The organism is Tsukamurella paurometabola DSM 20162, assembly GCF_000092225.1.
Lineage (GTDB): Bacteria > Actinomycetota > Actinomycetes > Mycobacteriales > Mycobacteriaceae > Tsukamurella > Tsukamurella paurometabola.
The window spans coordinates 3,173,454-3,197,154 of sequence record NC_014158.1 but is presented as its reverse complement, the minus strand read 5'-3'; the positions used below and the strand labels follow the sequence as shown (position 1 = coordinate 3,197,154).

General features: G+C 70.0%; 21 protein-coding genes. 11 read left to right on the top strand and 10 right to left on the bottom strand.

What is annotated here, in order from left to right; genetic code table 11:
* Window positions 1-72 precede the first annotated feature (72 nt).
* Together TPAU_RS15415 and TPAU_RS15410 are read left to right on the top strand one after the other, a co-directional pair.
* A complete protein-coding gene (locus TPAU_RS15415; protein ID WP_013127681.1) occupies window positions 73-1,266 on the top strand; it encodes an NAD(P)/FAD-dependent oxidoreductase in 1,194 nt (397 codons plus the stop codon).
* 77 nt (window positions 1,267-1,343) lie between these two features.
* Window positions 1,344-2,351 carry a DUF5995 family protein gene (locus tag TPAU_RS15410; protein ID WP_013127680.1) on the top strand — a complete coding sequence of 336 codons (1,008 nt, stop codon included), beginning with the start codon at window positions 1,344-1,346 and terminating at the stop codon, window positions 2,349-2,351.
* Here the strand turns inward: TPAU_RS15410 and TPAU_RS15405 are convergent.
* The 4 genes from TPAU_RS15405 to TPAU_RS15390 all read right to left on the bottom strand — a co-directional run bounded on the left by TPAU_RS15405 (window position 2,348) and on the right by TPAU_RS15390 (window position 5,708).
* Entirely contained in the window at window positions 2,348-3,358 is a 1,011-nt protein-coding gene (locus tag TPAU_RS15405) for a DUF4349 domain-containing protein (protein WP_013127679.1), read from the bottom strand. The two genes, TPAU_RS15410 and TPAU_RS15405, sit on opposite strands and share 4 nt — an antisense overlap.
* The gene (locus tag TPAU_RS15400) at window positions 3,355-3,924 is read right to left on the bottom strand and encodes an RNA polymerase sigma factor (RefSeq protein ID WP_013127678.1); all 570 of its coding nucleotides are present in this window, start codon (window positions 3,922-3,924) and stop codon (window positions 3,355-3,357) included. Before TPAU_RS15400 ends, TPAU_RS15405 begins: the two co-directional genes overlap by 4 nt.
* A gap of 67 nt (window positions 3,925-3,991) precedes the next feature.
* Window positions 3,992-4,630 carry an HAD-IA family hydrolase gene (locus TPAU_RS15395; protein WP_013127677.1) on the bottom strand — a complete coding sequence of 213 codons (639 nt, stop codon included), beginning with the start codon at window positions 4,628-4,630 and terminating at the stop codon, window positions 3,992-3,994.
* A gap of 70 nt (window positions 4,631-4,700) precedes the next feature.
* Entirely contained in the window at window positions 4,701-5,708 is a 1,008-nt protein-coding gene (locus tag TPAU_RS15390; protein WP_013127676.1) for an alpha-hydroxy acid oxidase, read from the bottom strand.
* A 220-nt stretch (window positions 5,709-5,928) separates the two neighbouring features.
* Between TPAU_RS15390 and TPAU_RS15385 the strand changes: the two genes are divergently transcribed.
* On the top strand, window positions 5,929-6,135 hold the full coding sequence (locus TPAU_RS15385) for a hypothetical protein (protein ID WP_013127675.1): 207 nt from the start codon (window positions 5,929-5,931) through the stop codon (window positions 6,133-6,135).
* Between the two features lie 6 nt (window positions 6,136-6,141).
* On the opposite strand, the gene TPAU_RS15380 is transcribed toward TPAU_RS15385, so the two are convergent.
* The 4 genes from TPAU_RS15380 to TPAU_RS15365 are packed head-to-tail and all read right to left on the bottom strand — an operon-like array spanning window position 6,142 to window position 11,292.
* Window positions 6,142-7,137 carry an ArsR/SmtB family transcription factor gene (locus tag TPAU_RS15380; RefSeq protein WP_013127674.1) on the bottom strand — a complete coding sequence of 332 codons (996 nt, stop codon included), beginning with the start codon at window positions 7,135-7,137 and terminating at the stop codon, window positions 6,142-6,144.
* Between the two features lie 53 nt (window positions 7,138-7,190).
* Window positions 7,191-8,792 carry a hypothetical protein gene (locus TPAU_RS15375; RefSeq protein ID WP_013127673.1) on the bottom strand — a complete coding sequence of 534 codons (1,602 nt, stop codon included), beginning with the start codon at window positions 8,790-8,792 and terminating at the stop codon, window positions 7,191-7,193.
* Window positions 8,789-9,553: an ABC transporter ATP-binding protein gene (locus tag TPAU_RS15370; protein WP_013127672.1), complete on the bottom strand. Its 765-nt coding sequence runs from the start codon at window positions 9,551-9,553 to the stop codon at window positions 8,789-8,791. The genes TPAU_RS15375 and TPAU_RS15370 overlap by 4 nt, the downstream gene beginning before the upstream one ends.
* A 59-nt stretch (window positions 9,554-9,612) precedes the next feature.
* Window positions 9,613-11,292, bottom strand: a complete 1,680-nt coding sequence (locus TPAU_RS15365; RefSeq protein WP_013127671.1) for an AMP-binding protein — start codon at window positions 11,290-11,292, stop codon at window positions 9,613-9,615.
* A 108-nt stretch (window positions 11,293-11,400) separates the two neighbouring features.
* Here TPAU_RS15365 and TPAU_RS15360 point away from each other — a divergent pair, with 108 nt between their 5' ends.
* Genes TPAU_RS15360 through TPAU_RS15345 form a run of 4 tightly spaced genes read left to right on the top strand, consistent with a single transcriptional unit; the run spans window position 11,401 to window position 15,495 of the window.
* Window positions 11,401-12,921, top strand: a complete 1,521-nt coding sequence (locus TPAU_RS15360; RefSeq protein ID WP_013127670.1) for a CoA-acylating methylmalonate-semialdehyde dehydrogenase — start codon at window positions 11,401-11,403, stop codon at window positions 12,919-12,921.
* Between the two features lie 18 nt (window positions 12,922-12,939).
* Entirely contained in the window at window positions 12,940-14,103 is a 1,164-nt protein-coding gene (locus TPAU_RS15355) for an acyl-CoA dehydrogenase family protein (protein WP_013127669.1), read from the top strand.
* Window positions 14,104-14,116: 13 nt separating this feature from the next.
* A complete protein-coding gene (gene mmsB, locus TPAU_RS15350; protein ID WP_013127668.1) occupies window positions 14,117-14,986 on the top strand; it encodes a 3-hydroxyisobutyrate dehydrogenase in 870 nt (289 codons plus the stop codon).
* An 8-nt stretch (window positions 14,987-14,994) separates the two neighbouring features.
* The gene (locus tag TPAU_RS15345) at window positions 14,995-15,495 is read left to right on the top strand and encodes a MarR family winged helix-turn-helix transcriptional regulator (RefSeq protein ID WP_013127667.1); all 501 of its coding nucleotides are present in this window, start codon (window positions 14,995-14,997) and stop codon (window positions 15,493-15,495) included.
* A 1-nt stretch (window position 15,496) separates the two neighbouring features.
* Here TPAU_RS15345 and TPAU_RS15340 read toward each other — a convergent pair whose 3' ends face one another.
* Entirely contained in the window at window positions 15,497-16,918 is a 1,422-nt protein-coding gene (locus TPAU_RS15340; RefSeq protein ID WP_013127666.1) for an MFS transporter, read from the bottom strand.
* Between the two features lie 110 nt (window positions 16,919-17,028).
* Here TPAU_RS15340 and TPAU_RS15335 point away from each other — a divergent pair, with 110 nt between their 5' ends.
* From TPAU_RS15335 to TPAU_RS15320, 4 genes are all read left to right on the top strand, one after another.
* Entirely contained in the window at window positions 17,029-17,859 is an 831-nt protein-coding gene (locus TPAU_RS15335) for a helix-turn-helix transcriptional regulator (protein ID WP_013127665.1), read from the top strand.
* A 134-nt stretch (window positions 17,860-17,993) separates the two neighbouring features.
* Window positions 17,994-20,462, top strand: coding sequence for an alpha-glucan family phosphorylase (gene glgP, locus TPAU_RS15330; protein WP_013127664.1), 2,469 nt, complete (start codon window positions 17,994-17,996; stop codon window positions 20,460-20,462).
* The gene (locus TPAU_RS15325; protein WP_218022112.1) at window positions 20,368-21,366 is read left to right on the top strand and encodes an ROK family protein; all 999 of its coding nucleotides are present in this window, start codon (window positions 20,368-20,370) and stop codon (window positions 21,364-21,366) included. The genes glgP and TPAU_RS15325 overlap by 95 nt, the downstream gene beginning before the upstream one ends.
* Complete coding sequence (locus tag TPAU_RS15320; protein ID WP_013127663.1) at window positions 21,363-22,691, top strand: wax ester/triacylglycerol synthase domain-containing protein; 1,329 nt, start codon at window positions 21,363-21,365, stop codon at window positions 22,689-22,691. The genes TPAU_RS15325 and TPAU_RS15320 overlap by 4 nt, the downstream gene beginning before the upstream one ends.
* On the opposite strand, the gene TPAU_RS15315 is transcribed toward TPAU_RS15320, so the two are convergent.
* Window positions 22,679-23,650, bottom strand: a complete 972-nt coding sequence (locus TPAU_RS15315; RefSeq protein WP_013127662.1) for a LacI family DNA-binding transcriptional regulator — start codon at window positions 23,648-23,650, stop codon at window positions 22,679-22,681. The genes TPAU_RS15320 and TPAU_RS15315 overlap by 13 nt on opposite strands.
* Window positions 23,651-23,701: the final 51 nt, after the last annotated feature.

Below are 23,701 nucleotides of genomic sequence, written 5' to 3'. Positions count from 1 at the left end.
AGCCGGAGGGCAACTGCAACGCCGCAGACCCGAGGGGTTTCGGACCCGGCGCACGGGGGCTACCGTCGAGTCATGGCTGCGATCATCATCGTTGGAGGCGGCCTTGCGGCTGCGAAAGCCGCGGAGGCTCTGCGGGATCAGGGTCACGACGGTCCACTCACCGTGATCGGCGCGGAGCACCACCGGCCCTACGAGAGGCCACCGCTGTCGAAGGGCTATCTGCAAGGCACGTCCGATCGCGACGACGTGTTCACTCTCGATGAGCAGTGGTACGCCGAGCACGATGTGGCATTGCGCACCGGTGTCCGGGTCACCGAGATCGAGCGGGCCGAGCACACCGTGACGCTCGCGAACGGCGAGTCCCTGCGGTACGACAAACTGCTTCTCGCGACGGGTTCCCGTGCGCGCGAGCTGCCCGGTGCCGACGGGGGGCACTACCTGCGTACCCTCGACGACAGCGACCGGTTGCGTGAGGTCTTCGCTCGCGGGGGACACCTCGGTGTCGTCGGGGCGGGATGGATCGGACTGGAGGCCGCCGCCGCAGCACGCGGAGCCGGGCTCGAGGTCACTGTGGTCGAGCCGGCCGCCCAGCCCCTCGTGGGGGCCCTCGGTCCCGAGCTCGGACAGGTGTTCGCGGACCTGCATCGCGCGCACGGCGTCGATCTGCGCACGGCCACGACCGTCGAATCGGTGCTCCCGGGCGGTAAGGGGCTCGTGCTCGGCGGCGGAGAGGAAATTGCGACCGATGCGGTCCTGGTCGGTATCGGGGCCGAGCCCAACGTCGACCTCGCGGCCGACGCGGGTCTCCCGATCACCGATGGCGGAGTCGACGTCGATGCCGGCCTGCGCACCGCCGATCCCGACATCTTCGCCGTCGGCGACATCGCTGCCGCCGACAATCCGCTGCTGGGCAGGCGGATCCGGGTGGAACACTGGGCGAATGCACTCAATCAGCCCCGCGTCGCCGCGGCCAACATGCTGGGCGGCGCCGAGGTGTACGACCGTCTCCCGTACTTCTTCACCGATCAGTACGAGCTCGGTATGGAATATGTGGGCCTGTCGACCGGCTACGACTCCGTGGTGATCCGCGGCGATCTCGACGCCACCGAATTCGTCGCGTTCTGGCTCGCCGACGGTCGGGTGATCGCCGGTATGAACGTCAACGTCTGGGATGTGGGCGACGATGTGCGCGCGCTGATCACCTCGCGGCGCATCGTGGATTCCGCCCGGCTGGCCGACCCCGGAGTATCCCTCGGCGAGCTCTGATCCGATCGCTCGTCCGGCGGGCGGTACCCGCTCTAGACTGACACCGCAGATCTGCTGGGCGAATGGAGAACCACGCGATGACCGATCGGCAGCACGCACGGTCGGCCCTGGTCGGCGTGATGCTCGTCGCGGCTGCCGCGGTGGGCGCCACAGTCGGCGCCGCGCCGGTACGGGCGAACCCATCGCACTACTGCGGTGTCAGCGCGTTGAGCCGATCCGAGAACGATCGCATCATCGCGCGTTCGGACCTGCGGGGCACCCGGGGGGATCCGACGTTCGCGACTCTCGATGATCTCACCGCCCGGCAGCGCGACATCGCGGATATTCTGGCCGCGCATCGCGATTGGCGCGGCCTGTTCGGCGTCGGCATGGACGGGGTGATCGGGGACGCGGTCATCCCGACGCAGCGCGACGAGGCCGGACTCAACGATCCGCACTACGCCAAGGCGCTCTCGATCGATCTGGTGAGCCGCTATCTGTTCGCGATCCACGCGCAGTGGACTGGCGCAGCGGTGCCCTCCTGGTGGGCGAACTACTTCCGGCTGGCCGGACGATGCGACCTCCCACCCGGGCGAGTCGCGATGGCGGGATACAACGCGCACATCACCGTCGACCTCGCGCACAGCGTGGCAGTCACCCGCAGTACCCCGCGCAACGCCCTAGACTTCTACCGGATCGTCGATGCGATCGCGAAGAACGGCAACGTGATTCCGGAGCGGAGCAAGCGGATCTACAACGCCGATCTGTGGGGGCTGTGGACCTTCTACTTCTTCGGTCAGGGCCTGGACCGCCTGGTCGGGGCCGGTGTCGCATCGAACCTCATGCTGCGCGCCGCGGACGACGGTTACAACACCCTCACCTTCGCCAACGGTCTCGCACTCCAGAGTCCCGGGGCGCGCCCCGCTGCCGACGGTGCCGTGCTCGCGCTGTGGCAGACCGGGGAGATCGCCTTCGACGTGCTCTCCGGGCTCGGTGGCCTCGGCGCTCCCGTGGCTCCGCCGCCGACGCGTCCCGCACCGTCGTCTCGCTCCGCGTCCGCCCCGGCACTCGGCGCGGGATCGCCCGCGCTGGTCGTGCCCTCCTAGTCGTCGGCGTCGGCGGATCGCGACCGGACCCGTCGCAGAACGCGGTAGCCGCCGTAGAGCACCAGCAGTACGGCGATCCACGGCAGGAGGGCGCCGGCGGCCACCACCAGCCAGCGCCCGGCCGTGGTGAAGGCGGTCCAGCCGGAGCGCAGGCCATCGGAGAACCCGCTGCGCGCCGGTTGCTGCTCGGCGGTGATGTTCACCGTCACCGTGGAGAGCGCGACCTGCTCGCCGATCATCGCGCGTCGCGACTGCAGGCTCTCCAACTGCTGCTGCCGTTGGGTGAGTGCGCCCTCGGCCTGGACCACCTGGTCGGAGGTGCTCGCCTGGGCCAGGATCGCGGTGAGCCGGTCCACGGACAGCTGGGTGGCGCGGATGCGGGCGTCGAGATCGACCACCGTTCCCGTCACGTCCTCGTGCTGAAGTTGTACCGAACCGACCTCGCCGAGCGAGGACATCTTCGCCACCGCGTCGTTGACCCGGTCGGTGGGCAGACGCACCGTCAGGCGGGCGGACTCGTTCTCGCCACCGGTCTCGGAGCGCTCATCGATCCGGCCCCCGGCGCGCTCGACCTCGGTGACCACGTCCCGGGCGGCCTGAGCGGGATCGGCGGCCGTCAGGTCCACCGACCCCGTCGTGATCACCTGCCTACTGGTCGGACCCGGAGTGGGCGATTCGACCGGCGTCGGAGCGCCGGCCGCCGCACCGGAAGCGCCCTTCGGTGCCACGGGCTCGGCACCGGTGACCGGCGCACTACGCGTCTCGGTGGCCGGGGGTGCCGCGAAGCCTTGGACCGGTGAGGATGAGGTGTTTCCGGCGGTGAGCACGCCGGCCAGGACGCCGCCACCCACGCCGACCACAGCGACCGCCGCCGCCGCGGAGAGGGCCAGGGTGCGCTTGCGGCGGGCGTCTCGGCGACTCCGTACGTCCCGGTTCACCTCGTTCATCACGGTGCGGCGCATGGCGTCGATCCGGTCGTCGGTCAGGATCGTGTCGGCGGTGTTCATGACTGCTCCCTCAGGGTGCTCAGGTCGGCGCGCAGGCGGGTGCGTAGCCGGGAGACGCGATTACGGACGGCGGCGTGCGTCACGCCCAACTCGTTCGCAGCGCTGTCGTAGGTTCGTTCGCCCTCCACGCAGAGGTGATAGAGGCGTTGGTCGATGGGCGAGAGTGCCGCGACGGCGCTGTCGATCCGATGCCTGACCTCGCTCGCCAGCAGCGCATCCTCGGGTGACGGAGCCGGGTCTGCGACGGAACCATCTCCGTCGAGCGGCGCTGACCGGTCCCGCACGACGGACAGCCGCCGGCCCGCGTTGAGCGCCGTGTACCGGGCGGTGGCAAGGAGCCACGGAAGTACCGATTCGTCGACCACGCGTACCTCCTCGATCCGCCGCCACAGCGTGAGGAAGGTGTCCTGGCCCACCTCCTGCGCGGCGTCGGCGTCACGCAGGACCGCGTAGGCCTGCCAGTACACGGGTCTGATGTGCCGGTCGTAGATCGCGGCGAACGCGTCGGCGTCACCCGTACCGGCACGCGCGAGCAGGGCGCGGTCGCCGGTCTCGTCGATGCTCATTGTGGACGTCACACCCTGTCTATGTCGCCGGGCCGACCATCCGTCTCATCCGGGGTCCAGGAGCCGGTCAGAGGCGCACGTGAATACCCGCGTCATCGACGGTGACGCCGACCCCGGTCAGGTCGTCCACCTGCGCGTCGGGAGACAGGCGCGCCGCCTGCGCGCCCACCCCGACCACCCGCATTCCGGCGGCCTTGGCTGCGGCGATACCGGCCTCCGAGTCCTCGAAGACGATGCAGTCGGCGGGAGCGACCCCGAGGAGCGCGGCGCCACGGAGAAAACCCTCCGGGTCGGGTTTGCTGGCGCGCACGTCTTCGGCGGTCACCCGGACCGCCGGCAGAGGTAGACCCGCCGCGCTCATGCGCGCCGTCGACAGTGCGACGTCCGCGGAGGTCACCAGGGCGTGCGGCGCACCGTCGAGCGCGGCGAGGAAGGCGGGCGCGCCGGCAATGGGGACGATGCCCTCGGTGTCGGCGGTCTCCTGCGCGAGCAGTGCACGGTTCTCTGCGAGATTGACCTCGACGGGGCGATCCGGCAGCAATTGCGCCATCGTGGCGTGGCCCTGCCGGCCGTGCGCGACGGCCAGCACCTGAGCGGGATCGAGGCCCTTCTCCCGTGCCCATCGGGTCCAGCACCGCTCCACCACGGCGTGCGAATCGACCAGCGTGCCGTCCATGTCCAGCAGTAGAGCGCGACCGGTGAGCATGCAGTTCCTCCTGGGATGGGCTGTCGGGCCCACGATACGGACCGGTGGCCGCCACGCGGCCCCGATGTCGTCAGCGGGGCACGACGAGATCCGGTGAGAGCTCGCTGATGCACGTGGCCCCGGCCAGGCCCATGGAGTGCCGGAGTTCGTCCTGCAGCCCGGTGAGAACGGAGCGGACGCCGTCGGCGCCGGCGGAGGCCAAGGCCCAGAGGATCGGCCGTCCCACGAAGACCGCGTCCGCGCCGAGCGCGAGTGCGGCCAGCGCATCGAGACCGTCGCGCACGCCGCCGTCCACGAGGACCGCGGCATCGGATCCGATCGCCGCCGCGATCGCGGGCAGCGCCCGCGCCGGCTCGATGGCACGGCCCAGTTGTCGCCCGCCGTGGTCGCTCACCCAGACGCCCGCCGCGCCGGCATCGACGCACCGCCGAGCCTCGTCGGCGCGCAGAACGCCCTTGACGATGACCGGTAGCCCGGTCAGGTCGGCCAGCCGTCCGATGTCGTCGACGACGGCTCCGGCGTTCTGCTCGATGGACTCCCATGCGTCGGCACCGGGAGCGAGGTGCTGCGCGACGTTGACCAGCGCGAGGGCATCGTCCAGCGGCGGCAGCCCGCGGCCGCCGGAGCGACCCACGTACGGGGTGTCGCCGGTAAGCACCAACGCCGTTGCTCCGGCTGCCGCGGCACGCTGCACCAGGGCATCGGTGATTCCGCGGTCGCGCATGAGGTACACCTGCTGCCACCAGGGGCCGCCTACCGCGGCCGCCACCTCTTCGATCCGTGTGGTGGCGCGCATGGACAGCACGAACGGGGCGCCGCACTCGACCGCGGCACGAGCGGACGCCGTCTCGCCGCCGGCATGGACGAGGCGATGGAAGGCAGTCGGAGCGACGCCGATGGGCGAGCGCCAGGTGCCGAAGAGGCTGGTCGAGGTGTCGATCGATCGCACATCGCGAAGCACCCGTGGAGCGAACCGCCAGTTTTCCCATGGGGATTCGCCGCGCCGCGCGCCGCGCATCAGATAGGCCCACACGTCCGGCGCGAGTGTCTGCTCTGCGCGCTGGGCGAGTTCGATCATCCGTCGTCCCCTGGTCTCGTGGCGTTGCCGCTCTCGGGCACCCGGCGGCTCACGTGGACCGGGCACCAGGGCTTCACGATCTCACACGTGAACCTAGAAAGGATTCGGAATGGAGGCCGCCGGCACGTCAATTGTGGTGCGGAGCACAGTGTTCCCGATCACTATTAAGCCTATTGCTTAAGGATTGGCACTCCGATCCACGGCTCGGTCTACTGGTGGCATGAGCGAATTCCGTCACCACCACAATCTCGCGATCGACCCGATGACCGCGTCCGTCTACGCCCGCCTCGCGGACCTGCACGACGAGGCTTCCCGCCCCGCAGGTGCGCCCCGCCCCGCGGGCCTCGCCGCCGCAGTGCGTTCGGTTCTCACGCGCTTCGTCGCTTCCCAGCCCGAGTACACCGGCCCCGCTTACCTGCGCGCCTGATTCGCGTCAGGACCGGTGGCCGCGAGCCAAGCGTTCACCGTCGGGTGACCGCCGGTACAACACCTCGCGGCCGCTGCGGGCTCGATCGATCAACCCGTTCTCGTGGAGCACGCGCAAGCTCTGGGAGACCGCAGGCGGCGTCACGTCGAGACGCCGCGCCAGTTCACTGACCGAGACCGCCTCGTCGAGCGCGTGCAGAACATCGGCCTTCGCGCCGCCGATCAGCCTGCGCAGTGCTCCGGGCGGCACCGTCCGCATCGATTCCGTGAGGGTGGCGCTGCCGCGGGCCGGGTAGCCCACGTGCGGCGCCGCGAACTCGGGGGAGTGGGCGCTCACCAGGCGGGTGACGAAGACGCTGGGAATCAGTGTGAGTCCCCTTCCCGCCGCTGAATATTCGCCCGCGTTCCGGGCGTAGGCCAGATCGAGTCGCAGGACGCCGTCGCGGTCCCAGCTCACATGCGGGGTGAGCGAGGTGAACAGCTGTGTGGGTCCGCCCAGGGCCAGCTCCCGGCCGCGGAAGGTGATGTCGGACTCCAGGATCCGATTCACCGCCGGCCAGACCGGCGCGATCGTCACCCGGTGGTAGCGCTCCAGGGCGTCGGCGATCCGCGCGCCGGCATCGTCCGCGTCGAGCAGCCTGGCCAAGGCGGGGGACGGCCGCTGCCCCTCCCGTAGCTCGTCGAGTTGCGCGTGCACCACTGCGGGATCGGTCGCCGCGACCGCATGGAGGCCGTCCGCCAAGGAGGGCCGGGCGACGCCGGTGTCGGGCATCGGCGTGAGGAAGTCCGGGATCGCATTGCCCGACGGGGCGATCAACGCCCGGATCAGTCGATGATCGTACAGATCGCGCTGCGCCTGCGCGTTCTCGTGCCAGCGCCGCAGGTGCGGGGCGGTCGCACGTTCCTGGTCGAGGTGGAACAGGCTGAAGGCGGTCTCGTTGAGCGGGGCCAGCACGAACCGCACATCCGACAGGTCCCGGACATCGAGTACGTACGTGAGCATGAGCCGGACAGTATGCGGATCGGCTCGAACGCGCCACGGATCGACGGAATGCGTCAGCCGCGAGTCACCTGGTACTGGATCAGATCAGGGCGATCGACCAGCCGGCGGGTCGCGACTCGTCCGCCCCACCACCAGCCGACGGCACCGAGGACGACGGCGAGCAGCACACCGAGCCAGCGGAAGGGCGCCGGTAACAGCGCTGCCAGCAGTGCGCACGGCACCGTCGTCAGGACCAGGACACCGAGTGCGCCGAAGGTCCAGCCGATGGCCGCTCCGCCAGCGGAGTTCCGCGTCGAGAAGGACATCATCTTCTTCGCATCCGGTACCGGGTACGGCACGGTGGCCGAGCCTGCGATCATCGCTCCGGCGCCTACTCCGAGCATCACCACGGTCACCGCGATCGGCACCTCGATCCGGTCCCACGGATCGTCGCCGAACAACCGCACCACCACCGCCGAGACCGCAGCGATCGGCAGCGTGACGGCGGCCCACGCGATCTGCCGGCCGCGAACATCGGCGGAGGCCGCTGCGGGCACCATCGCGAGATGCCAGAAGGTCTTGCCGTCCAAGCCGTACAGGTTCATCGCGCCCATGATCGCCATCATCAGGACGAAGTAGGCGCCCCAGCGGGCGTTGAACGGGAAGTCCGGCAGAAACAGCGGCATCACCGCACTCATCACGGCGAAGGCCAGGGTGGGGAGGAGCTGGTACAGGCGCCGTACATCGCCCCGCCACGCCGAGAGCTCCCGCGCGATCACCGCGCCGCGTGGGCTCGCGCGCCAGCCCTGGCGTCGATAGTTGGTGCGGCTGCGCGCCGACCGCTCGGCCGTCGGCGGCGCGACCCGGCCGTCGAAGAGCCTGCCCACCAACGCCTGCCAGGCCAGCAGGAGTAAACCGCACAGCGTCGCAAGTGCGAGCAGCGCGCAAACCGCGATCAGCCACTGGCCCTGAGCGGCCCGCTCGACCGCAGTGATGCCCCAGGCGAACGGGATCGCGTACGCCGCACGAGGACCGCCGCTGTCGATGGTCTCGCCGATGCGCTGGTTGAGAATGAATTGGCCCGCGTAGAGCACGCAGAACACCACCACGAAGGCCAGCATCGCCAGCTCGCGGCCGCGGCGCGACCGGATCGCCTGGGAGAGGCCGAGCGAGATGACCCGGGACAGGGCCACGAACAGCAGCGCCGTGAGGGGGACGGCGGGCAGGGCCACCAGCAGCGTGATCGGCGCCCGGCCGATCGCGTACCCCACGATCAAGCAGCAGGCGAGAACGGTGATGGGAAAGGGCATCCCGATGAGGGAGGCGAGGAACAACGCGCGGGCGAACGGGCGCGGCCGCAACGGGAGCAGGGTGAACTGGCGCGGTTGCAGAGTGCTATCGGAGAATCCCGACAGCGCGGGCAGGTAGGCCCACATCGCACCGATCCCGGCGAGCGCGGCGGCCATCCACGCACCGCCCGCAGCGTCGCCGCTGACACCGATCGCCACGGATCCCAGCACCAAGCCCAGTGCGACGAGGGTGGCGACGACTCCGACGATGATGTTCAGTGCCAGCCGGCCGCCTCGGGCGCGCCGTTTGTACAGGGTCCACTGCATCTGCGCGACGGTGCGATTGAGGCCCGCCGCCGGGGCCGCGGCGGCGTTCGCTCCGGTCACGACTGCATCCAGGACAGTCCGCCGGTGTGCGCGGCGCCACCGACGAGTCGCACGAAAGCCTCGTCGAGAGTGCCGCCGGCGCGCACCTGATCGACCGTGCCCGCGGCCACCACCCGGCCCGCGTTGATCACGCCCACGTGTGTGCACAGCTCGGAGACGGTGGCCATGACGTGGCTGGAGAGGATCACCGTGCCGCCGCTGTGCACGAAGTCCACGAGAATGGCGCGGATCGACGTGCTGGAGACGGGATCGACGGCCTCGAAGGGCTCGTCGAGCACCAGCAGCCGGGGGCCGTGCAGCAGGGCGGCGGCCAACCCGATCTTCTTCGTCATGCCCGCCGAGTAGTCCGCGATCACGGTGCCGCCGGCATCGGCGAGACCGAGTACGGAGAGCAGTTCGTCGCGGCGCTGCGCGATCACGGATTCTGGCATCCCGCGCAGGCGGCCGAGGTAGGTGAGGAGTTCGGGCCCGGTGAACTGATCGGGCAACGCGAGCCCGTCGGGGAGCACGCCGATGAGCGGCTTCGCGGTGAGCGGATCGCCCCACACGTCCACGCCGAACACCAGACTCCGCCCACGGCCCGGCCGCAGTAGGCCCACGGCCATCGACAGCGACGTGGTCTTGCCCGCGCCGTTCGGTCCCACCAGGCCGAACATCGATCCCTGCGGCACCCACAGTGACACGCCCGACACCGCCTCCTTGTTCCCGAAGGCGAGGTAGAGGTCCTGCAGGAGCAGGGCGGGTGGCGCGGGAGTCGTCATGTGCTGCAGGTTAGTTCATGATGCGAAACACGGCAATCACTATCGGTCGCGCGACGAGGTCACGCCTTGACGTCGTCCTCGCGGAACTCCTGCGAGGTGAGGCCCTGCTCCTCGGCCTTGCGCAACTCCACCCGGCGGATCTTGCCACTGATCGTCTTCGGCAGGTCGGCGAAGGCGATCCGGCGCACGCGCTTGTAGGGGGCCAGGTGTCCGCGGCTGTAGTCGAAGATCGACCGCGCGGTCTCATCGGTGGGTGCGTACCCCTCGGCGAGCACGATGTACGCCTTCGGGACCGCGAGCCGCAGCTCGTCGGGTGCCGGGACGATCGCCGCTTCGGCGACCGCCTCATGTTCCAGCAGAACCGATTCCAGCTCGAAAGGACTGATCTTGTAGTCGCTCGATTTGAACACGTCGTCGGTGCGGCCCACGTAGGTCAGGTAGCCCTCCGCATCGCGTGAGGCCACATCGCCGGTGTGATAAACCCCGCCCTCCATCACCTTCGCGGTCTTCTCCGGGTCGCCGTGGTATCCCACCATCAGGCCGAGGGGCCGCGGATCGAGCCGCAGACAGATCTCGCCCTCGTCGACACCCTGTTCGCCGGTCGCGGGATCGACGAGAACCACGTCGTAGCCGGGGCACGGGCGGCCCATGGAACCGTCCTTGAGCTGCTGGCCGGGCGTGTTCGCCACCTGGACGGTGGTCTCGGTCTGGCCGAAGCCGTCACGGATGGTGACGCCCCAGGCATCGCGGACCCGCGAGATCACCTCGGGATTGAGCGGTTCGCCGGCGCCCACAACCACCCGGGGTGGTGACGTCAGCGCGCCGAGATCGGCCTGGATCAGCATGCGCCACACCGTGGGCGGTGCGCAGAAGCTGGTCACACCGGCGCGCTGCATCTGGCTCATGAGGGCTGCCGCGTCGAACCGGTTGTAGTTGTAGATGAACACACACGCCTGGGCGATCCAGGGGGTGAAGACATTGCTCCATGCGTGTTTGGCCCAGCCGGGGGAGCTCACGTTGAGGTGCACGTCGCCGGGGCGCAGGCCGATCCAGTACATCGTGGACAGGTGCCCGACGGGGTACGACGCATGGGTGTGCTCGACCAGCTTGGGCGCGCTGGTGGTGCCCGAGGTGAAGTAGAGCAGGAGGCTGTCGTCGGCGTGCGTGGTGTGCGTGGGGGTGAACTTCTCGGAGGCGGTGTACGCGGACGCGAAGGTCTCCCAACCGGGAACCGGCGAGCCGATGACGATGCGGCTCACATCGGCATCGGCGGGCACGCGGTCGGCCAGCTCGCTGCGCACGATCACGTGCTTGGCGCCGCCCCGAGCGATGCGGTCGGCGATATCGGCCTCCGCGAGCAGCGTGGTGGCGGGGATGACCACCGCACCCAGTTTGATGGCTGCGAGCATGACGTCCCACAGTTCCACCTGGTTGCTCAGCATCAGGAGAATGCGATCGCCCGGGTTCACGCCACGCTCCCGGAGCCAATTGGCCACCCGATTGCTGCGGGTGCTCATCTGGGCGTAGCTGAACTTCGACTCGGATCCGTCCTCCTCGACGATCCACAGTGCCGGTGCGTCGTTGTTCTCGGCCACCCGGTCGAACCAGTCCAGGGCGAAATTCCACTCGTCGAGCTGCGGCCAGGCGAACTGCTCACGGGCCGCGTCGTAGTCCTCCGCGAGCTCCACGAGCAGGTCGCGCGCGGCCAGGAAGTCCCGATACCCCTGTGCACTGGTCACTTTCACGCCTTCCGGTTGATTACTTGGATATCCAAGTATATAGTGATGGGCAACACATCGCGCAAGGGTTCGCGATGGACTTCCCACAGATCGAGAGAAGGACTGAGCATGGCGACACGGGCGATCCCGCACTTCATCGACGGCCGGCGCGTGGAGGGCACCGGCCGTACGGCCGAGGTCTTCGACCCCAGCACCGGTGCGGTCCAGGCGACGGTCCCCCTGGCCACCACCGCCGAGGTCGACGATGTGGTCGCCCGCGCGAAGGAGGCGCAGAAGGTGTGGGCCGCCTACAACCCTCAGCGCCGCGCCCGCGTCTTCATGAAGTTCATCGAACTCGTGCACCAGAACATGGACGAGCTCGCCTCGCTGCTGTCCAGCGAGCACGGCAAGACCCTCGCCGACGCCGCGGGAGACATCCAGCGTGGCATCGAGGTCATCGAGTTCTCCATCGGCATCCCGCACCTGCTCAAGGGTGAGTACACCGAGGGCGCGGGCACCGGCATCGACGTGTACTCGATGCGCCAGCCGCTCGGCGTGGTCGCCGGGATCACCCCGTTCAACTTTCCCGCCATGATTCCGTTGTGGAAGGCCGGCCCCGCCCTGGCGTGCGGTAACGCCTTCGTGCTCAAGCCCTCCGAGCGCGATCCCTCGGTCCCCGTCCGCCTCGCCGAGCTCTTCATCGAGGCCGGTCTTCCCGAGGGCGTCTTCCAAGTCGTCCACGGCGATAAGGAGTCGGTGGACGCGCTGCTGAACAACCCCGACATCAAGGCCGTCGGCTTCGTCGGCAGCTCCGATATCGCGCAGTACATCTACGAGACCGCCGCGAAGAACGGCAAGCGCAGTCAGGCCTTCGGTGGTGCCAAGAACCACATGATCGTCCTCCCCGACGCCGATCTCGATCAGGCCGTGGACGCTCTGATCGGTGCAGGCTACGGCTCCGCCGGCGAGCGCTGCATGGCGATCTCCGTGGCGGTGCCCGTCGGCGAGGAGACCGCCAACCGGCTCCGCGAGCGGCTCGTCGAGCGCGTGCAGCAGTTGCGTGTCGGCCACAGTCACGACCCGAAGGCCGACTACGGACCACTGATCACCCCCGCGGCCGTCGAGCGCACCCGCAGCTACATCCAGCAGGGTGTGGATGCCGGCGCCGACCTCGTGGTCGACGGTCGCGAGCGCGCGAGCGACGAGCTGACCTTCGGTGACGCCGACCTCTCCGGCGGCAACTACCTCGGTCCCACGCTGTTCGACCACGTCACCAAGGACATGTCGATCTACACCGACGAGATCTTCGGCCCGGTCCTGTGCATCGTGCGCGCCAAGGACTACGAGGAGGCCATCGCACTGCCCACCGAGCACGAGTACGGCAACGGCGTGGCCATCTTCACCCGCGACGGCGACGCGGCCCGCGACTTCGTGGCCCGCGTCGAGGTCGGCATGGTGGGCGTCAACGTCCCGATCCCGGTTCCCGTGGCGTACCACACCTTCGGCGGCTGGAAGCGTTCCGGCTTCGGCGATCTGAACCAGCACGGCCCGCACTCGATCCTGTTCTACACCAAGACCAAGACGGTCACCTCGCGCTGGCCGTCCGGCATCAAGGACGGTGCCGAGTTCTCCATCCCGACGATGCGCTGACGGGGAGATCGCAGACCGATGCCTTATCCCGTATTGACCGGCGACGACCGCGCCGTCGTCGACATGGCGCGTGATTTCGCGCGCAAACGCCTCGCGCCGTACGCACTCGAATGGGATGCCACCAAGCACTTCCCCGTCGAGGAGATGAAGGAGGCGGGCAGCCTGGGGATGGCCGCCATCTACACCCGCGAGGACGTGGGCGGTTCCGGGCTACGTCGCCTCGACGGTGTGCGCATCTTCGAGGAGCTGGCCAAGGGCGACCCCGTGACCGCCGCCTTCCTCTCGATCCACAACATGTGCACCTGGATGGTGGACACCTACGGTTCGCAGGAGCAGCGGCAGGAGTGGATCCCGAAGCTCGCGCCGATGGACATCATGGCCAGCTACTGCCTCACCGAGCCGGGCGCCGGATCGGATGCGGCCTCGCTGACCACCAAAGCCGAGCGCGACGGCGACGACTTCGTGCTCAATGGCACCAAGCAGTTCATCTCGGGTGGTGGAGCCTCCGACCTGTACGTGGTCATGGCCCGGAGCGAGGGCGAGGGCGCCCGGGGCATCTCGACCTTCCTGGTGGACAAGGGAACCCCTGGCCTCTCGTTCGGACCCGCCGAGGTGAAGATGGGCTGGCACAGCCAGCCCACCACGCAGGTGATCTTCGAGAACGTGCGCATTCCCGCCAGCCGCATGCTCGGCGGGCCCGAGGGCGCAGGCAAGGGTTTCGGCATCGCCATGAACGGGCTCAACGGCGGACGCCTCAACATCGCCGCCTGCTCGATGGGTGGCGCGCAGGCCGCGTACGATCTGGCGCTGCAGTACATGACCGAGCGGGAGACATTCGGCCGCAAGCTGATCGACGAGCCGACGATTCGTTTCACGCTGGCTGATATGGCCACCTCACTGGAGGCCGCGCGGCTGATCCTGTGGCGCGCGGCCACGGCCCTCGACGAGAACGACCCCGACAAGGTCGAGCTCTGCGCGATGGCCAAGAAGTTCGTCACCGAGACCTGTTTCCAGGTGGCCGATCAGGCGCTGCAACTGCACGGCGGGTACGGCTACCTGCACGAGACCGGGGTCGAGAAGATCGTCCGCGATCTGCGGGTGAACCGGATCCTGGAGGGCACCAACGAGATCATGCGGATGGTGATCGGCCGCGCCGAGGCCGCCCGCATTCAGGGCAAGTAGGAGGAACACCGTCATGAGCACGATTGCATTCCTCGGTCTCGGCCACATGGGCGGGCCGATGGCGAAGAACCTGGTGGCCGCCGGGCACACCGTGCGCGGCTTCGATCTTGTGCCCGAGGCGCAGGACGCCGCCCGCGCGGCCGGCGTCACGGTGATCGATACCGCCGAGGAGGCCGTGGTCGGTGCCGAAGCGGTGGTCACCATGTTGCCCAACGGGGCCATCGTGAAGTCCGTGTACGAGGCGGTGCTCCCGCATGCGGCCGCCGGCACGCTGTTCATCGACAGCTCCACCATTTCGGTGGACGACGCCCGCGCGGTGCATGCCCTGGCCGAGGCCGCGGGGATGAAGCAGGTGGACGCCCCGGTCTCCGGCGGCGTCAAAGGGGCCGACGCGGGCACCCTCGCCTTCATGGTCGGCGGCGACGAGGTCGCGTTCGCCGAGGCGCAGCCGGTGCTCGACCCCATGGCGGGCAAGGTGATCCACTGTGGCGGCTCCGGCAACGGCCAGGCCGCCAAGGTGTGCAACAACATGATCCTCGCCGTGCAGCAGATCGTCGTGGGCGAGGCCTTCGTCCTGGCCGAGAAGCTGGGCCTCGCGGATCAGGCGCTGTACGACGTGGTCACCGGTGCCACCGGCAACTGCTGGTCGCTGCACACCAACTGTCCCGTGCCGGGGCCGGTGGCGGGCGCACCGTCGGGCAACGAGTTCAAGCCCGGGTTCGCGACCGCGCTGATGAACAAGGATCTCGGGCTGGCGATGGACGCGGTGGCTTCCACCGGGGCATCGGCACCGCTCGGCACCCACGCCGCGCAGCTGTACTCGGCGTTCGCCGAGAACAACGGGGGCTTAGACTTCAGCGCGATCATTTCGACGTTGAGGTAGGGGACTCCTTGGAGACACCGGACGACAGGGACCCGATCGCGCTCGCCCGCCGCAACTGGGAGGACGCCGGTTGGGGCGGCGCGACCGCCGTCGGCATGGAAGCGGTGACGTCGGTGATGCGGGCGCATCAGATCCTGCTCGCCCGGATCGAGGCGGCCCTCAAACCTTTCCAGCTGTCGTTCTCCCGGTTCGAGTTGCTGCGTCTGCTGGCCTTCACCCGGCAGGGCGCGCTCCCGATCTCCAAGGCCAGTACCCGGCTCCAGGTGCACGTCTCGTCGGTGACGCACGCCATCGACCGACTCGGTGAGGCCGGGCTGGTCGAGCGGCGGCCGCACCCCACCGACGGCCGCACCACCCTGGTCGCGATCACTGACGAGGGCCGGGAGGTGGTCGAAGAGGCCACGCTGGTGCTCAACGACGTGTTCGCAGACCTCGGCATGCCCGACGACGAATCCGCGGATCTGGTCAGCGCGATCCGCAGTCTGCGGCGATTCCACGGCGACTTCTGATTCACTCGCGCGCCGGCACGAGTTCGCCGGTGATCGCCGGACGGTCGCGGTGCAGGCTGCACGCACACAGCGCGAAGGCGGCCGCGAGTGCCGCGTGCACGAGCAGGATCACGGCGAAGGCGCGCTGCGCAGGCATCTCGGTCGCGAGCGCGGTGTAGCCGGTGCCCAGGGTCGCCACGCCGAGGGCGAGCGCGGCTTGCTGCCCCGTGTTCACCAGCCCGCCGGTGAGGCCCGCGATCCGGTCGGGCACCGCACCCATGATCGTGGAGACGAGGGGACCGAACTGCATCGCCTGCGCGGCGCCCACCACGACCAACGCGGGCTGCACCGCCCACGCCCACCCGTGCGGCGCGCACCCACCGGCCGCGAGCGCGAGCAGCCCCGCGGCGTTCACGGCAGCACCGACCGGCATGGTGCGGGTACCCAGGCGACGGTGGATCGCGGGCTGCCGCAACGAGACCGCCACGAAGGCCACCCCGTAGGGCAGCAGCGTCAGACCCGATAGGGCTGGGCTCATCCCGAGTGCGTGCTCGGTCACCAGGGCGTACTCGTAGACCAGGGCGCCGTAACCGGAGAAGAACAGCAGCGCCATGAGCAGGCCCACGCGGATCGGGCGGTGCGCGAACACCGACGGCGGGACGAGCGGGGCCCCGCCCGCGGCCTCCACCCGGCGCTGCGCGGTCCAGAAGGCCCCGCCCGACAGCACGGCCAGGCCCAGGAGCGCCCACGACACCGCGGGCCAGCCGAGCGTGCTGCCGATCGCGAGGCCGACCAGGAGGGCGAGCAGGGCCACCGTGAGCAGCGCCGCACCGCGGTAGTCCAGCGGCAGCCGCCGATCGGCCCGGGTGTCGGGCACCGCGCGCCCGGCCAGCGCGGCGGCGAAGGCGATCGCGGCGGCGCACCACCACACCGAGCGCCAGCCGAACCCGCCCGGATCCCAGGCCAGCAGCGCGCCGCCGAGCACCTGTCCGCCGCAGAATCCCACTCCGGCGGTCGCGGCGATCACCGCGACGGCGCGACGGCGCTCCGCACCGGTCGAGGTCGCCTGGATGGTCGAGAGGACCTGCGGGGTGAACGCGGCGGCGGCGATGCCCTGCCCGCCGCGCAGCACGATCAACGAGGTGATATTGGGAGCGAACCCCGCTGCCACCGAAGTGATTCCGACCGCGCCGAGGCCGATCATCAATACCCTGCGCCTCCCATGGTTGTCGCCGAGCCGTCCGAACAGGATCAGTGCGGTCGCGAACGTGGCCGAGAATGCGGCCAGCACGAGCGACTGCTGGGCCGGTGATGCGGACAGGTGCTCCGCGATGCTCGGCACCGCGATAGTCGCCGAGGCGAACAGGAATGTGGTGAGGAAGTACGCCAGGCCCAGAACGGCCAGGCCGGCGCCCGTCAGGCGCGGAGTGGGGGAATCGGTCATGACGCGACCCTGCTCCTGCAGTATCCGGGTATCCAGAGCGCACGGATCCTAGTAGTGAGACCACCGGGCTGGCGGCCCCTTCCGGTGCGGACGCGGGGGATACTCGGGGCATGGCCACCCGCAACAACGCCGAACTGGCGCGCTTCCTGCGCACGCGTCGGGAGCAGGTGACGCCGCAGCAGGTGGGGCTCCCGATGGGTGGGCGACGCCGAACCCCCGGGCTTCGTCGCGAGGAGGTCGCGGCGCGGGCCAATGTGGGAACCACCTGGTACACGTGGGTCGAGCAGGGCCGGGATGTGAACCCGAGCCCGGAGGTGCTGTGCGCCGTGGCCGACGCCCTGCTGCTGGATGCGGGGGAGCGAGATCACGTACTGCGATTGGCCGGGCACCAGCCCGGTCCGCCGGTCGACACCGGCGCGGCCTCCGCGGTGCAGCCGGTGCTCGATGCGCTGCTGCCGAACCCCGCCGTGGTACTCAACGCTCGCGGCGACATGATCCGGTACAACCGCGCTTTCCGGTTCCTCATCACCGATGTCGAGGAGTTCGCGCCGGAGGACCGGAACTGCCTGTGGCTCGACTTCACCGACGAGCTGTGGCTGGGAGCCTACGCCGCGGATCGCCAGGAGCTGGAGGCAGTGGTGGCCCGAACGCGTGCGATCTACGCCGACAGTCACGCCGATCCCGCGTGGGAACCCCTGCTGGCCCGGTTGCGAGCGGCATCCCCGCTGTTCGCCCAGCTGTGGCACGCGGGCCTGGTGCTGGACGCCGCCGATTGGGAGAAGACGATCCGCAATCCGCGGGTAGGTGAGCTGCACCTGCAGGTGAGTACCTTCAACCTGCGGGACCGGCCCTCATTGCGGATGCTGACCTACCTGCCGCGCGACGAACGCACCCGCGAGCGACTCACGCGACTGGTGCCGGCGGAGCACCGACAAGGCTGAGCAGGCCGGCGAGGTGCGAGCGACTCCGCCCTGCGGCGGCCTCGGCGTCGCGTCGTGGTGCTCGCCGCCGACCGGGGCAAGTGACCCGCCGGTAACGTCGCAGCGGTCCCGGGCAGGCAATAGGCTTGGCTGTCGTGCACGCCACCGGAACCTTCACCGTCGAGCCCGTCTATCCCGAGACGCTCGCGCCGCTCGCCGAACTCGCCCTCAACCTGCGCTGGGTGTGGCACGGCCCCACCCAGGATCTGTTCGCCGCGCTCGCACCCGAGGCCTGGGCCGCCACCCACGATCCGTTGGCCGCGCTCCGCGGTGCCGATCAGGCGCGAGTCGCGTTGCTCGGCGACGATCCCGAGTACGTGGCCCGGGTGCGGGCGGTCGAGGCGGACCTGCACGACTATCTCGCCCGCCCGGCATGGGCGGACGGTCTGAAGGACGGCGCCCGCGCCATCGCGTACTTCTCGATGGAGTTCGGTATCAGCCAGACCCTGCCCAACTACTCGGGCGGCCTCGGAGTGCTCGCCGGCGACCATCTCAAGGCAGCCTCCGATCTCGGTCTACCGCTGCTCGCGTTGGGGCTGCTGTACCGGCACGGCTACTTCCAGCAGTCGCTCTCCGCCGACGGGTGGCAGCTGGAGCAGTACCCCGTCCTGGACCCGAAAATGCTTCCGCTGAAACCGGTTCAGCTCTCGGACGGGCAGCAGCTCACCGTCTCGATCACCCTCGCCGAAGGCCGCGTGCTGCACGCCGCGGTGTGGCGGGCCTTCGTCGGCCGCATCCCACTGCTGCTGCTGGACACCGACATCGACGTCAACGACGCCGATCTGCGCGGTGTGACGGACCGGCTCTACGGCGGCGACGCCGAACACCGGCTCCGGCAAGAGCTCCTGCTCGGCATCGGCGGCGTCCGTGCCGCCCGAGCCTTCTGCGACCTCACCGGGCATCCCGGCATCGAGGTCTTCCACGCGAACGAGGGGCACGCCGGATTCCTCGGCCTCGAACGCATCCGGGAACTCATGGCCACCGAGGAACTGACCTACGAGGCCGCCAAAGCCGTTGCCCGCACCGCCACCGTCTTCACCACCCACACACCGGTGCCCGCCGGGATCGACCGGTTCCCCGCCGACCTGGTGCGCCGGTACTTCGGTGACGGTGGGCAGATGTGCTCGCTGCTGCCCACCGTGCCCCTCGATGAGGTGATCGCGCTCGGCGCCGAAGCCGATCCGAACGTCTTCAACATGGCCCACATGGGATTCCGGCTTGCTCAGCGTGCGAACGGCGTCTCCGCGCTGCACGGTGTGGTGAGCCTTGAGATGTTCTCCGGCCTGTGGTCCGGTTTCGAACCGAGCGAGGTGCCGATCGGCTCGGTCACCAACGGCGTGCACCGCGGCACCTGGGCGCACCGGCTGGTGCAGGAACGTGCATCCGATCCGCTCGCCCTGCCTGATGAGGCGCTGTGGCGCCTCCGTGGCGCGCTGCGGTCCCGGCTCGTCGACGAGGTTCGTGACCGCACCCGAGCGGCCTGGCGTGAGCGCGGCGCCGTCGACGCCGAACTCGGTTGGACGGAAAGGATGTTCGACCCCGATACGCTCACCATCGGTTTCGCCCGGCGGGTCTCCACCTATAAGCGGCTCACCCTGATGCTCCGCGATCCCGACCGCCTGCGCGCACTGTTGCTCGACCGGGATCGTCCCGTCCAGGTGGTGATCGCAGGCAAGAGCCACCCCGCCGATGACGAGGGCAAGCGATTGCTGCAGCAGCTTCTGGCTTTCACCGACGACCGCGCCATCCGGCACCGGATCGCCTTCCTGCCCGACTACTCGATCGGCATGGCGGGATACCTCTACCACGGCTGCGACGTCTGGCTGAACAATCCGCTGCGCCCGCTCGAGGCGTGCGGAACGTCGGGCATGAAGAGTGCCCTCAACGGAGGCCTCAACCTCTCCGTGCTCGACGGCTGGTGGGATGAGCTGTACGACGGCCAGAACGGTTGGGCCATCCCTTCGGCGATCGGCATCGACCCCGGCCGGCGTGATGACATCGAGGCCGATGCCCTCTACGACCTCCTCGAACACGAGGTGGTCCCCACGTTCTACGACCGGCGCGAACCCGGCGATGCGCCGCCGCGATGGATGGCGAAGGTGCGGCACACACTCGCCGTTACCGGTCCCGAGGTGTCCGCCGATCGGATGGTCCGTGAGTACGCCACCGACTACTACCGCCCCGCGGCCCGGTCGGCGCGCGCCGTCCGCCCCCTCGTCGACGAGTTGGTCGACTACACCCGCCGAGTCCGGCAGGGCTGGGACGCGGTGCGCGTCGGGGCGTCCCAGGCGCAGGTGGTGCCCGACGGCGTGGACCTCACCGCCGAGATCGACCTCGGCGACCTCGAGGACGGTGACGTGCGCGTCGAGGCCGTGATCGGCGGCGTCGATGACACCGGAAAGCTGGTGGGCGGCGCGCCCGTCCGGTTGCACTTCGACGGCAGCCGCTACCGCGCGGTACTTCCCGCACATGTGGGCCGGTTCGGCTTCGCGGTGCGGGTACTGCCACAACACCGCCTCCTCGCCGGCCCCGCCGAGCTCGGCCTCGTCAGGTACGCGCGATGACGGTGCTCGCCGTGGACCTCGGCGGGACCAAGGTGGCCGCTGCACTCGTCACGCCCGAGGGCGCGGTGATCGAGGAGACCCGGCGCCGCGCCCCCACTGCCGCGAGGCCACGACCGCGGAACTGGCGGAGCGGATCACGGGCGTCGTCCGGGACGCTCTGGCCGCCGCTCCCGACGTCGAGGTCACGGCCGTCGGCCTCGCCTCCGCCGGCCCGGTCGATGAGGCCGCCGGCACCACCGCCCCGATCAACATCGAGGCCCTGCACGGATTCCCTCTGCGCGACACCGTCGCGGACGCTGCTGGTGGGCTGCCCGTGGAGTTCCGCCGCGACGGGGTCGCCATCGTGCTCGCCGAGCACTGGCTCGGTGCCGGTCGCGGACATGACGATGTGCTGGGCATGGTGGTCTCCACCGGCATCGGTGGCGGACTCGTGGTGAACGGACGGGTGCTCGGCGGCAACGCCGGTCATATCGGGCAGGTGGAGCTTTCGGGTTTCACCGGCTCGGACAGCCTGGGACGCACCACCATGCTCGAATCCGTCGCCTCCGGGCCGCATACCGTGGAGTGGGCCCGGACGCAGGGATTCGCCGGTACGACCGGTGAGGAGCTCGGTGCCGCTTACCGGGTGGGCGATCCGGTCGCGGTCGCCGCGGTCCGACGGTGCGCCGCCGCCCTCGGCCAGGGGATCGGCAGCGCGGTCGCCCTGGTTCCGGTCGAGGTGATCGCCCTCGGCGGCGGATTCTGCAACGTCGCAGATGATTTCGTCGACCAGGTGCAGGCGGAACTGGCGCAGCATCCGCTGCCGTACGTGGCCGCCGCCCGCGTGGTGCCGGCCGGTCTCGGCAAGGATGCGCCACTGGTCGGCGCCGCGGGACTGGTCTACCGGCGCGATCTGCTGCCGTGAGCCCGCTGCTGTCCCCGCGCGACGCCCGCACCCACTGGGCGTCGGCGGTGATCCCCAGCGACCAGTTCCTGCTGTACGCCTTCGATCACGGTGAGGGACCCGCGCCGACGGCTGCCGAGGTCGCCGACGTCGTCTTCGCCCGCGCGCCGTCGATCCCGGATCTGCGGATCCGGGTGGCGCCGGCCCCCTTCGATGTGGAACGGCCGTCCTGGGCGCCGACCGAGGTGGTCGACGTCCGGGAGGGGATCGCGCACACCTGGGAGAGGATCCCCGCGGCGGTGGCCCGCCTATTCACCCGCCAGGTCGACGCCACCGTAGCGCCGTGGCGTCTGCACGTTTTCCCGTCCGTCCGCGGTGTGCCGCGGTGCACCGGCGTCGCGACTGTGCTGGTACTGCAGGTGGCGCACTGCCTCGCCGACGGGCGCCGCACCGCGGAGATCGCCCGCGCGCTGTTCTCGTCCGCGCCCGCCGGACCCGCCGTCGTGCCGACTGCGGCCGCCCCGGACGCGGTGCGGGTGATCCGTGGCCTCGCCGGGTTCCCGGTCGATATGGCGCGCACCGTGATCCGGGGCATGCGTGTGCAGTCGGCCCGGGACCGCATCGCCGCGCGGACCGCCGCGGGAGCACTGCCGCCGCCCGTGCCAGGCTGCCCGATCACCCCGCTCAACGCCCGCCCCGATGCCGGCCGCGATGTGCGGATGTTGGTGCGTGATCACGCCGGACTCGCCGCCGCCGGGACCGTGACGGTCGGCGCGCTCACGGCCGTCTCGCTCGCGGTGGAGCGGTACCTGCGGGTGCGGGGCGCTGGGGTGCCGGACACGCTGTGCGCGGAGGTGATGGTCGCGCGGGAGCGGAAACCGGGGGAGCGCAATGCCTTCGGCAATGTCTCCGTTCCGCTGCTGCCCGGTGTGCCGGTCGCGCAACGGCCGCACCGGATCACGGCCGCCCTGGCCGCCGCGCGCGCCCGCGCTGCGGACCCGCTGTGGCGCATCGTCTCCGCACCCGACGATGCGACGCCCGCGCCGCTCGCGCGGTTCGGTGTGGACGCCTTCGATCCGGAGCTGCGGCCCGAGACGATGGCCGGCGCCACCGTGGTCTCCAGCGTGAACCGGGGGCCGGCCGACCTCGAACTACTCGGCGGCCGTGCGGTGTTCACCGCCGGCTTCCCCGCCCTGTCGCCCGCGATGGGGCTCACCCACGGCGTGCACGGCCTGGGAGACACGGTGACCCTGTCCGTTACCAGCTCACGCACCGCCGTCCCCGATCCGGACGACTACGCGACGCTGCTCGATGAGGCGCTGCGCGAGGTGGCTCAGCTCCGCTGAGGCGCCGGACCGGTGGTATCGCCGAGCACGAGCTCCACCGGCATGGCGGTGGTGGGCAGCGGCGCACCATCGAGCGAGGCGAGCACCGCTTCGGCGGCGAGGCGTCCCATCTCGACCAGGGGTTGCCGAATCGTGGTGAGCCGGCGGGCGAATCCGTCCACTCGGATGCCGTCGAACCCGGTGACCGAGAGATCTTCGGGTACTCGCAATCCTCGGCTCTCCGCGGCGCGGACGACGCCGGCGGCGAGGAGATCGGATTGCGCGATGATCGCGGTGAGGCCGGGATTGCCGTCGAGCAGCGCGCCGCCGGCCCGGACTCCCTCGTCGATGGTGCTGTCCGCGGCGGACACCGAGGGTGCCGCAGGGTAGGCGGCGAGTGCGGCACCGGTCCGGGCGACCTCGACCGTGCTCGGACTGAGTTTGACGATGCCTACCGCGCGGTGTCCGAGGTCGGACAGGTGCGCGGTGAGCCGGGCGGTGGCGGCGCGATTCTCGACGCCCACACAGCCGAGCTCATCGACTTGATCGCCGGCGGTGACCACGGGGAGTTCCCGGCGCGCCATCGCTTCGCGCAAGGCGGCGAGGTGCGGAGAACAGCCCGCGGCGATCACCCCGTCGACCGGAAGGGCGCGCAGTCGCTCCGGAGGAACCGAATCCGGTATCAACAGAACCGAATTGGGGCTGTCCGCCAGAGCGCTGGTGACTCCGTCCAGGATGCCGATGATCACCGGATCTCGGAAGGCGCGTCCGGCCTCGTCGTCGATCTGTACCCCGATGATCTCGGTGCGGCCGCTGCGCAGCGACCGGGCACGGGGGTCGGGGCCCTCATAGCCGAGCTCGGCTGCGGCCGCGAGGACGCGGGCGCGAGTGGCCTCGCTGATCGGCTTGTCGATGCCGAAGGCGTGCGAGGCCGTCGATAGCGAGACGCCGGCCGTCTCCGCGACGTGGACCAACGTCACGCGGTTTGACCCTCGTGCCATGGGCACCTAGCCTAGCAGTAGTGTTCGAAA